Origin of the sequence: Streptomyces sp. NPDC058662 (assembly GCF_042716255.1) — a bacterium.
GTDB lineage: Bacteria > Actinomycetota > Actinomycetes > Streptomycetales > Streptomycetaceae > Streptomyces.
Genome location: NZ_JBHXRU010000148.1, coordinates 1 through 10,658 on the forward strand (window position 1 = coordinate 1; position 10,658 = coordinate 10,658).

10 protein-coding genes and 1 riboswitch are annotated in these 10,658 nt (G+C 71.7%); of the genes, 9 read left to right on the top strand and 1 reads right to left on the bottom strand.

Going from position 1 to position 10,658, the window contains the following annotated elements:
* The first annotated feature begins 48 nt into the window (after positions 1–48).
* From ACFWUQ_RS29790 to ACFWUQ_RS29825, 8 genes are all read left to right on the top strand, one after another.
* On the top strand, positions 49–951 hold the full coding sequence (locus ACFWUQ_RS29790; protein WP_384544208.1) for a DUF881 domain-containing protein: 903 nt from the start codon (positions 49–51) through the stop codon (positions 949–951).
* A complete protein-coding gene (locus tag ACFWUQ_RS29795; protein WP_384544210.1) occupies positions 948–1,280 on the top strand; it encodes a small basic family protein in 333 nt (110 codons plus the stop codon). Before ACFWUQ_RS29790 ends, ACFWUQ_RS29795 begins: the two co-directional genes overlap by 4 nt.
* A gap of 5 nt (positions 1,281–1,285) precedes the next feature.
* Positions 1,286–2,128 carry a DUF881 domain-containing protein gene (locus ACFWUQ_RS29800; protein WP_384544212.1) on the top strand — a complete coding sequence of 281 codons (843 nt, stop codon included), beginning with the start codon at positions 1,286–1,288 and terminating at the stop codon, positions 2,126–2,128.
* A gap of 483 nt (positions 2,129–2,611) precedes the next feature.
* Positions 2,612–3,154, top strand: a complete 543-nt coding sequence (locus ACFWUQ_RS29805; protein ID WP_384544214.1) for an FHA domain-containing protein — start codon at positions 2,612–2,614, stop codon at positions 3,152–3,154.
* A 44-nt stretch (positions 3,155–3,198) separates the two neighbouring features.
* Entirely contained in the window at positions 3,199–3,981 is a 783-nt protein-coding gene (locus ACFWUQ_RS29810) for a MerR family transcriptional regulator (protein WP_384544216.1), read from the top strand.
* Positions 3,982–4,044: 63 nt separating this feature from the next.
* Positions 4,045–4,518, top strand: coding sequence for a bifunctional nuclease family protein (locus ACFWUQ_RS29815; protein WP_350916703.1), 474 nt, complete (start codon positions 4,045–4,047; stop codon positions 4,516–4,518).
* A 181-nt stretch (positions 4,519–4,699) separates the two neighbouring features.
* A complete protein-coding gene (locus ACFWUQ_RS29820) occupies positions 4,700–5,338 on the top strand; it encodes a MerR family transcriptional regulator (RefSeq protein WP_384544218.1) in 639 nt (212 codons plus the stop codon).
* Positions 5,339–5,448: 110 nt separating this feature from the next.
* On the top strand, positions 5,449–6,867 hold the full coding sequence (locus ACFWUQ_RS29825) for a DNA polymerase IV (RefSeq protein ID WP_384544220.1): 1,419 nt from the start codon (positions 5,449–5,451) through the stop codon (positions 6,865–6,867).
* 28 nt (positions 6,868–6,895) lie between these two features.
* Here ACFWUQ_RS29825 and ACFWUQ_RS29830 read toward each other — a convergent pair whose 3' ends face one another.
* Entirely contained in the window at positions 6,896–7,303 is a 408-nt protein-coding gene (locus tag ACFWUQ_RS29830; RefSeq protein ID WP_384544222.1) for a PRC-barrel domain-containing protein, read from the bottom strand.
* 112 nt (positions 7,304–7,415) lie between these two features.
* Positions 7,416–7,513, top strand: a riboswitch (glycine riboswitch).
* A 220-nt stretch (positions 7,514–7,733) separates the two neighbouring features.
* On the opposite strand from ACFWUQ_RS29830, the gene gcvP reads away from it, so the two are divergent.
* Positions 7,734–10,658, top strand: a 2,925-nt coding sequence (gene gcvP, locus ACFWUQ_RS29835) for an aminomethyl-transferring glycine dehydrogenase (protein ID WP_384544224.1), incomplete at its 3' end; no start/stop codon positions are given.

Sequence of the window (10,658 nt, forward strand, 5' to 3'; positions counted from 1 at the left end):
GTCCCGGTGAGCGGGCGCATTCGGTGAGTACGGGGCCGACATGCGACGATGAGCGGCATGTCGCAGCCGCCCCCCAACCGGAGTTCGACGCCGCCGCCCGCGCGTCCGGACGCTTCCATGTCGCTGCTGACGGACGCGATGGACCACAGCCTCGACGAGGGGTACGCGGAGGCCGCGGCCCGGCGCGAGGCGCAGGGCACGGTAGGGCTGCCGCGCACCCTCAAGGCCAAGCTGGCGCTCGCCGCCGGCCTCGTGCTCGCGGCCATGGTCGTGACGCTGGGCGCCGCCGAGGCGCGGCTGGCCGCGCCGGTACTGGCCAAGGAGCGCGAGGAGCTGATCGACCGGGTGGACCGGGCGGACGAGCGGGCGGACGGTCTGGAGCGGAGTATCGAAGGGCTCCGGACGGACGTCGTCGAGCGGCAGCGGGCGGCGCTCAAGCACCCCGGCGGCGGGCAGGGCGAACTCGTGGCACTGCTGTCCGGTGCCACGGAGGTGACGGGCCCCGGGGTCAAGCTGGTGGTGGACGACGCGAAGGGCGCCTCCTCGGCAGGCGGCGGCCCGCGTGAGAGCGCCGGCTTCTCGGACACCGGGCGGCTCCGCGACCGCGATATGCAGAAGATCGTCAACGGGCTGTGGCAGTCCGGCGCCGAGGCCGTGTCCATCAACGGGCAGCGGCTGACGGCGCTGTCGGCGATCCGGGCGGCGGGTGACGCGATACTGGTCGACAACAGGCCGCTCGTGCCGCCGTACGAAGTGCTGGCGGTGGGGGACAGGAAGCGGCTCGGCCCGGCGTTCCAGGACTCGGCCGACGGCCAGTACCTGCACGTGCTGCAGGAGAACTACGGGATCCGCTCCACCCTGTCCGCGATGGACGAGGTGCGCCTTCCGGCCGCGTCGAGCCTGACCGTACGTACGGCTACAGCAGCAGAGCAGCAGAAGGGTGCATCGTGATCGCGGTACTGGGCCTCGTGGCCGGAGTGGTGGCCGGACTTCTGGTCCGGCCCGAGGTGCCGGCCGTGGTGGAGCCTTATCTGCCGATCGCCGTGGTGGCGGCGCTGGACGCGGTGTTCGGAGGGTTGCGCGCGATGCTCGACGGCATCTTCGACGACAAGGTCTTCGTCGTGTCGTTCCTGTCGAACGTGGTGGTGGCCGCGCTGATCGTCTTCCTCGGCGACAAGTTGGGCGTCGGCTCGCAGCTGTCCACGGGCGTGGTCGTGGTCCTCGGCATCCGGATCTTCTCCAATGCCGCGGCCATCCGTCGGCACGTGTTCCGGGCGTGAGGCCGATGAGTACGAACGAGAACCCGCCCGAGGAGCCCGGCGGCGCGGGTGTGCCGCCTGCGGGAAGCCCGCAGCACGGTGAGCCGCCGGCACGGCCGGTACGGCCCGCGCAGCCGCAGGAGCCCGAGGAGACGGGCCGCCGGCGCCTCGCCGCCGGGCTGTGGCCGCCGAGGGCCAGCCGGGCGCAACTGATCGTCGCGCTGCTGCTGTTCGTCCTCGGTCTGGGGTTGGCGATCCAGGTGCGGTCCACCAGCGACTCCAGCGCGCTGCGCGGGGCCCGCCAGGAGGACCTCGTACGGATCCTCGACGAGCTGGACGGGCGTACCCAGCGCCTGGAGGACGAGAAGCAGCGGCTGGAGGACCAGCGCAGGGAGCTGGAGAGCAGCTCCAACCAGGCCGAGGAGGCCCGCAAGCAGACGGTGGAGAAGGAGCGCCAACTCGGCATCCTGGCGGGTACGGTGGCAGCTGAGGGGCCGGGCATCACGCTCAGGATCAGCGACCCCACGGGCCAGGTGCAGTCGGACCAGCTGCTGGACACGCTCCAGGAGCTGAGAGCGGCCGGGGCCGAGGCGATCCAGATCAACGGCGTGCGCGTGGTGGCGGGCTCGTACTTCTCGGACGAGGACGGCGGGGTCGGGATCGACGGTAAGAAGATCACACAGCCCTACGAGTTCAAGGTCATCGGCAAGCCCCAGGATCTGGAGCCGGCGCTCAACATTCCCGGAGGCGTCGTGCAGACCCTGGAGAAGGAGCAGGCCGCTGTCGCCGTCACACGGTCGGCGAAGATCGTTGTGGATGCCTTGCGGGCAGCGAAGCAGCCTGACTACGCTCGGTCGTCATCGTCGTGAAGCGGAGTGAGGAGCGGGCCGGTTCACGCGGGCGGAGGCCTGCGGGGGGTCGGCGCACCGAAGTCGCGGTGCGTGGTGGAAACTGTCTGGTGGTTACGGACGTTGTGAGTATGTCCGGGTCGGCAGGTTGTGCATTCGGAGTTCGTCCTGCCCCACGGGCGGGTCTGTTTCGGTCAAGGGGAATCGCCCGTGAAGTTGTTTGAGAAGCTGTTCGGCAAGAAGAACCGCGAGGAGAGCGGTCCGGCGCGCCATCGCGCCGGGCACGGTGACGCGGAGGGGCAGGGCGACCGTCCGCTCTTCCGTGACGAGGTGTCCGGGGCAGGCGACAATTCGGGCGCTCACGGCGCGTCGGCTGTTGACCCTGCCGGTACCGGACGCATAGGTTTCGGTGAAGCATCAACCTCACGTGCGGGTGGAGGGTTTGATCCCGACCCGTATGCCACCAGTGCTTCCGCGGGGCAGCCGCGGCGCGAGGAGCCGTCCATGTCGGCCGAGCAGGTTTGCAGCAGGTGCGGACACCGCAGCGGTGCGGCGAGCCGGTTCTGCTCCAACTGCGGGGCGCCGCTGCGGGCGGGTCTGACGCCGGAGCGCGCCTCGGAGACCACGTCCACCATCTCGATCTCGGGCCTGGAGGCCTACGAGGCCGAGGTGTCCGGACAGCAGCACGTGTCGTCCTCGCTGTCCCCCGAGGCCCAGGCCGCGGTGGAAGCGCTACCGCCCGGTTCCGCCCTGCTCATCGTGCGGCGCGGCCCCAACTCGGGCAGCCGCTTCCTGCTGGACGGCGAACTGACCACGGCGGGCCGGCATCCGCAGAGCGACATCTTCCTGGACGACGTCACCGTCTCCCGGCGCCATGTCGAATTCCGCAGGAGCCAGGACGGTGGGTTCACCGTCAGTGACGTGGGCAGTCTGAACGGCACGTACGTGAACCGGGAGCCGATCGACTCCGTCGCCCTGAACAACGGCGACGAGGTGCAGATCGGCAAGTACCGGGTGGTCTTCTACGCGAGCCTGCGGGGCGTCTGACCGTCCTCCGGGCTCCGTCCGGGGGTATCCCCAAGGAAGGTCCCATGCTGCGTATCCCCACCGGCGGTGCCCCGAAGAGCGGCGCCGCCGGGACCAGCGGTCCGGGCGGGCGGCTGGTGAGCATCGGAACGGTGCTCACCACGCTGCGTGACGAGTTCCCCGACGTCACCATCTCCAAGATTCGCTTCCTGGAGGCCGAAGGGCTCGTCGAGCCCCGACGCACACCGTCCGGGTACCGCAAGTTCAGTACCGACGACGTGGACCGGCTCGCCCGCATCCTGCGGTTGCAGCGCGACCACTACCTGCCCCTGAGGGTGATCCGGGAGCAGCTCGACGCGCTGGCCCGCGGCGAGCAGATCCGTATCCCGGCGCCCTCGGCGCACCGGGACGCCGGCGGCGCGGGGGACCCGGACGGCCCCGAGGCCGTCTACGGCGAGGTCGGCCGCGAGCGGCCCACGGTGGCGCGGGTCGGCCGGGCCGAGTTGATCGCCGCGGCGGGCGTGGACGAGGTCCAGCTGGTCGAGTGGGAGTCGTACGGGCTGCTCGCCGAGCTGCCCGGGGGCGGTTTCGACGCCGAGGCCGTCACGGTGGCCCGGCTGGTGGCCGATCTGGGGCGGTTCGGGCTGGAGCCGCGGCACCTGCGTGCGATGAAGGCCGCGGCGGACCGTGAGGCGGGGCTGATCGAGCAGGTCGTGGCACCGCTGCGGCGCCACCGCAACCCGCAGACCCGGGCGCACGCGGAGGCGACCACCAGGGAGCTCTCGGGACTGTCCGTGCGGCTGCACGAGGCCTTGGTGCAGACGGCTCTCGCGGTGCGATCGCATTGACCGCGCTGGTCGCAGTGGAGCCCCGACTACCCAAACCGGCCGGGCAGGTCCTAGGGTTGCTGTGTGAATGAGCTCGACGTTGTGGGTGTCCGGGTGGAAATGCCCTCCAACCAACCGATCGTGCTCCTGCGTGAAGTGGGAGGCGATCGGTACCTCCCCATCTGGATCGGTCCAGGGGAGGCTACCGCCATCGCCTTCGCGCAGCAGGGCATGGCTCCGGCGCGACCGCTGACGCACGACCTGTTCAAGGACGTGCTGGAGGCGGTCGGCGAGGAGCTCTCCGAGGTACGGATCACGGATCTGCGGGAGGGTGTCTTCTATGCGGAGCTCGTCTTCGCCAGCGGGGTCGAGGTGAGCGCGCGGCCCTCCGACGCCATAGCGCTGGCCCTGCGCACGGGGACGCCGATCTACGGCAGTGACGGCGTGCTCGACGACGCCGGAATCGCCATTCCGGACGAGCAGGAGGACGAGGTGGAGAAATTCCGCGAGTTCCTCGACCAGATCTCTCCCGAGGACTTCGGCACCGGGCCGCAGTGACGCGCCCACCGCGCTGTCCACGGGGATCTGTCACCCCATTCGAGTAGCCTTTCCCCGTCAAGGGATACGGGAAACCACTCTCAGGGTGATTATCACTCGGCGTGCCGAGTGTGGCGATCGTTGACGCACCCCGGGTGACTGCCTACCTTCGAGGTGGGCAGGTCAAGGACGGAGGGTCGGCGTGAGGATCACGGGCGACGGTACGACCGGGGGCACCCCGGCACGGAGTGACGGTGGACCGTTCCCGCTGCACGGCGGGGCGGTGGGCTCCGCGCGCCGTCAGCCGGAGTCGACGCCGGTCGGACCGGTGGACGGCGACCCGGCGCCCGAGCAGGTCGGCTACCGCGGTCCGACCGCGTGCGCCGCGGCCGGCATCACGTACCGGCAGCTGGACTACTGGGCGCGGACCGGGCTGGTGGAGCCCAGCGTGCGCGCCGCGTACGGATCGGGGACGCAGCGGCTGTACAGCTTCCGCGACGTCGTCGTCCTCAAGATCGTCAAGCGTTTCCTGGACACCGGGGTGGCGCTGCAGAACATCCGCACGACCGTGCAGCACCTGCGCGACCGCGGATTCGCCGACCTTGACCGGATGACCCTGATGAGCGACGGCGCCACCGTGTACGAGTGCACGTCGCCCGACCAGGTCGTGAGCCTGCTCCAGGGCGGGCAGGGCGTCTTCGGGATCGCCGTCGGGGTGGTCTGGCGCGATGTGGAGAAGGCCCTGTCGCAGCTGCACGGGGAGCGGGTGGACACCGGGGCGACCGTGGTCGGCCACAACCCGACGGACGAACTGGCGGCCCGCCGCAACCGGGCGGTCTGACCACCGCCCGGACCGGCCGCGGCGAGCGGGCGGGCCGAGGGGCGCGCCCGTGGCCCCGGGCGGGCCGACGCCGATCACCACTGTCAGTGCCGTAGGGGAGCATCGGGGCTGTGAGAGCCGCGCCGACCATCCTGCACCTGGACATGGACGCCTTCTACGCCTCCGTCGAGCAGGCGTCGAAGCCGAGCCTGCGCGGCAAGGCCGTCATCGTCGGAGGTCTGGGGCCGCGCGGGGTCGTGGCCACCGCCTCGTACGAGGCCCGGCGGTTCGGTGTGCACTCGGCGATGCCGACGGCGCAGGCCCGCCGGCTCTGCCCGAACGGGGCCTACCTGGTTCCGCGCTTCAGCCTGTACCGGGCGGTCAGCGACCTCGTGATGGCCCGGTTGCGGGTGCTGTCGCCGCTGGTGGAGCCGCTCAGCCTGGACGAGGCCTTCGTGGACCTGGAGGCCGGCGGGAGGGCCTTCGACTCGGCCGGCGCCCGGGCGACGGGGGAGCGGCTGCGGGCGGACATCCGGGCGGCCACCGGGCTCAGCGCATCGGTCGGCCTGGCGGGGTCGAAGATGCTGGCCAAGGTGGCCTCCGAGGAGGCCAAGCCGGACGGCCTGCTGCTGATCCAGCCGGGGACGGAGCGGGAGCTGCTCGCGCCGATGACCGTGCGCACCCTGCCCGGCGTCGGGCCGGCCACCGGGGAGCACTTGCGCCGGGCCGGGATCACCACGGTGGGGGAGCTGGTGGAGGCGGGCGAGGACGAGCTGGTGCGGATGGTCGGGCGCTCGCACGGCGTCGGTCTGTACCGCATGGCGCTGGGGCTGGACGACCGGCCGGTGGTCGCGGAACGGGACACGAAGTCGGTGTCGGTCGAGGACACCTTCGACGTGGACCTGCACGACCGCGTGCGCATCCGTACCGAGGTGCAGCGGCTCGCGGACCGGTGCGTACGGCGGTTGCGGGAGTCCGGGCACTCCGGGCGCACCATCGTGCTCAAGGTGCGCCGGTACGACTTCTCCACGCTCACGCGCTCCGAGACGCTGCGCGGGCCCACGGACGATCCCGCCGTGGTGCGGGAGGCCGCGGCGCGGCTGCTGGAGGGAGTGGACACCACGGGCGGCGTGCGGCTGCTGGGGGTGGGGGTGACGGGGCTGGCGGACTACACGCAGGAGGACCTGTTCGCCCAGGCGTCCGCCGCCGTGCCGGATGCGCCGGACGTGCCGGATCCCGGCGGGGCGGAGGCGGGGCCCTCCGAGGGGGCCGGTGGCGGTGGGGCTCAGGAGGCGGTCACGGTCACCGCGCCGCCCGCCGGGGAGGGGGCGCCGGAGCCGGCCGCGGAGCGCAGGTGGCTCGCGGGCACCGACGTACGGCATGCGGAGCACGGGCCCGGATGGGTGCAGGGCAGCGGGGTGGGGCGGGTGACGGTGCGGTTCGAGCAGCCCGGATCGGCGCCCGGCCGGGTGCGGACCTTCCGGGTGGACGACCCCGCGCTGGAGCCGTCCGATCCGCTGCCGCTGGTGGGGGACGCGGGTCCGGCCTGACCCGGGACGCGGATCGGCCCGGTGGCGGTCAGGCTCCGTTCGCGGCGCCCTCGTCGCCGGCGAGGCGGCCGAAGTCGCGGTCGGCGGGGGAGGCCGCGGGGGACTGGTGGAACGCGGAGGGCAGGGTCACGTCCAGCCCGTAGTGGTGGTAGAGCTGCAGCTCCTGCTCCGGGGAGAGGTGGCGGCCGACGCCGAAGTCGGGGGCGTCCTTGATCAAGGAGCGGTCGAAGGGCACCCGCAGGGCCTCGCCCACCAGCTCGCTCGGCTCCAGCGGGACGAAGGCGTCCCGGCTGAACAGGCCCGTCCGGACGGCTGCCCACTCCGGGACGCCGGTGGCATCGTCGAGGTAGACCTCGTCAATTGTTCCGATCTTGGTGCCATTGCGGTCGAACGCCTTGCGGCCGATCAGGCTGCGCGGATCGATGTCGGTCTGCACGGTCCCTCCATATGGTCGCAACTCCTGCGTAATGACAACAGAAGTGCATATTGTGCAACCAGGCCACTCGGGGAGCGCCCGGAACCTCGCTGGTAGGCTGGGTGGTGGCTGTCGACCCTGTGCGGGAGAGTCCTCCGAAGAACGTGACGGAGGCGCCGAAGGAGCAAATCCTCCCCGGAATCTCTCAGGCATACGTACCGCACGGACGAGGCCACTCTGGAAAGCAGGGGCGGTGTCGGGAGCGTGTGCCGGTGCCTCTCCTCACCGACGGTGAAAGCCGGACCTGTTCAGTGGCGCTTACCCGGCATCGGCCGGGGCAGCCCTGTGCGGTCCGGTGAAACTCTCAGGTTGAGATGACAGAGGGGGAGGCCGTCCGGGTGCCCGCGCCGTGGTGCCCCTCGCAGGTCATACGACCAGGAGGCCTCCGTACATGACCGCCAACCGCATTCCGCTCTCCCAGCTGGAGCGAGGCATTCCCTTCGAGCAGCGCCACATCGGCCCGGATGCCGAGGCGCAGGCGAAGATGCTCGCCCAGGTGGGCTACGGCTCCCTGGACGAGCTCACCGCCGCCGCGGTCCCGGATGTGATCAAGACCGCCGAGGCCCTCGACCTGCCCGAGGCCCGTACCGAGGCCGAGGTGCTGGCCGAGCTGCGGTCCCTCGCCGACCGCAACCAGGTCCTCTCCTCGATGATCGGTCTCGGTTACTACGGCACCTTCACGCCGCCGGTGATCCTCCGCAACGTCATGGAGAACCCGGCCTGGTACACGGCGTACACGCCGTACCAGCCGGAGATCTCGCAGGGCCGCCTGGAGGCGCTCCTCAACTTCCAGACCGTCGTCGCCGACCTGACCGGGCTGCCCACCTCCGGCGCCTCGCTGCTCGACGAGGGCACGGCCGCCGCGGAGGCCATGTCGCTGGCCCGCCGCGTGGGCAAGGTCAAGGACGGCGTCTTCCTGATCGACGCCGACGCACTGCCGCAGACCGTCGCCGTGATCGAGACCCGCGCCGAGCCCACGGGCGTGGAGGTCGTCGTCGCGGACCTCTCGCAGGGCATCCCGGCCGAGATCGCCGAGCGCGGCGTCTTCGGCGTGCTCCTCCAGTACCCGGGCGCCTCCGGCGCCGTCCGCGACATCAAGCCGCTCATCGACGAGGCCCACGCCCTCGGCGCGATCGTCACGGTCTCGGCCGACCTGCTCGCGCTGACCCTGCTGACCTCCCCGGGCGAACTGGGCGCGGACATCGCCGTCGGCACCACGCAGCGCTTCGGTGTCCCGATGGGCTTCGGCGGCCCGCACGCCGGCTACATGGCCGTCCAGGCCAAGCACGCCCGCTCCCTCCCCGGCCGTCTCGTCGGCGTCTCGGTGGACGCGGACGGCAACAAGGCGTACCGCCTGGCCCTGCAGACCCGCGAGCAGCACATCCGCCGCGAGAAGGCCACCAGCAACATCTGCACCGCGCAGGTCCTGCTGGCCGTCATGGCCGCGATGTACGCCGTCTACCACGGCCCGGACGGCCTGCGGACGATCGCCCGCCGCACCCACCGCTACGCCGCCCTGCTCGCCGCGGGCCTGACGGCCGGCGGGGTCGAGGTCGTGCACGGCGCCTACTTCGACACGGTCACCGCCCGGGTGCCGGGCCGCGCGGCCGAGGTCGCCGCCGCCGCCCGCGAGAACGGGGTCAACCTGTTCCGCGTCGACGCCGACCACGTCTCCGCCGCCTGCGACGAGACCACCCTGCGCGCCGACATCGACGCCGTCTGGGCCGCCTTCGGCGTCTCCGCGGACATCGAGGCACTGGACGAGGCCACCGCCGACGCCCTGCCCGAGGCGCTCCTGCGCTCGGACGACTACCTGACCCACCCGGTCTTCCACCAGCACCGTTCCGAGACCGCGATGCTGCGCTACCTGCGCAAGCTGTCGGACAAGGACTACGCGCTGGACCGCGGCATGATCCCGCTGGGCTCCTGCACCATGAAGCTCAACGCGACCACCGAGATGGAGCCGGTGACCTGGCCCGAGTTCGGCCAGCTGCACCCGTTCGCGCCGGTGGACCAGGCGCAGGGGTACCTCACGCTCATCACCGAGCTGGAGGAACGTCTCTGCGAGGTGACCGGCTACGACAAGGTCTCCATCCAGCCCAACGCCGGCTCCCAGGGCGAGCTCGCCGGTCTGCTCGCCGTCCGCGCCTACCACCGGGCCAACGGCGACGAGCAGCGCACCGTCTGCCTCATCCCGTCCTCCGCGCACGGCACCAACGCCGCCAGCGCCGTGATGGCCGGCATGAAGGTCGTCGTCGTCAAGACCGCCGACGACGGCGAGGTGGACGCCGGGGACCTGCGCGCCAAGATCGAGCAGTACCGCGACGAGCTCGCCGTGCTCATGATCACCTACCCGTCCACGCACGGCGTCTTCGAGGAGCACGTCGCCGACATCTGCGCCCAGGTGCACGACGCCGGCGGCCAGGTCTATGTCGACGGCGCCAACCTGAACGCCCTGGTGGGCCTCGCGAAGCCGGGTCACTTCGGCGGCGACGTCTCGCACCTGAACCTGCACAAGACCTTCTGCATCCCGCACGGCGGAGGCGGCCCCGGCGTGGGCCCGGTCGGTGTCCGGGCCCACCTGGCCCCGTACCTGCCCAACCACCCGCTCCAGCCGACCGCCGGCCCGGAGACGGGCGTCGGCCCGATCTCGGCCGCCCCGTGGGGCTCGGCGGGCATCCTGCCGATCTCCTGGTCGTACGTGCGCCTCATGGGCGGCGAGGGCCTCAAGCGCGCCACCCAGGTGGCGGTGCTCGGTGCCAACTACATCGCCAAGCGCCTGGAGCCGCACTACCCGGTGCTCTACACCGGCCCGGGCAACCTGGTCGCGCACGAGTGCATCATCGACCTCCGCCCGCTGTCGAAGTCCACGGGCGTCAGCGTGGACGACATCGCCAAGCGCCTGATCGACTACGGCTTCCACGCGCCGACCATGTCCTTCCCGGTCGCCGGGACGCTGATGATCGAGCCGACGGAGTCCGAGGACCTCGCGGAGATCGACCGTTTCTGCGACGCGATGATCGCCATCCGCGGCGAGATCGACCGGGTCGCCGGCGGCGAGTGGCCGGCGGACGACAACCCGCTGGCCAACTCCCCGCACACCGCGGCGGCGCTGGGCGGCGAGTGGAACCACCCGTACACCCGTGACGAGGCCGTCTTCCCGGCCGGGGTCACGGCCGCCGAGAAGTACTGGCCGCCGGTGCGCCGGATCGACGGCGCCTTCGGCGACCGGAACCTGGTCTGCTCGTGCCCGCCGTATGGACACCGGGCAGGTCGACATCAACGGCGGCCGCTTCAACCCCCTCGCCCCGTTCGG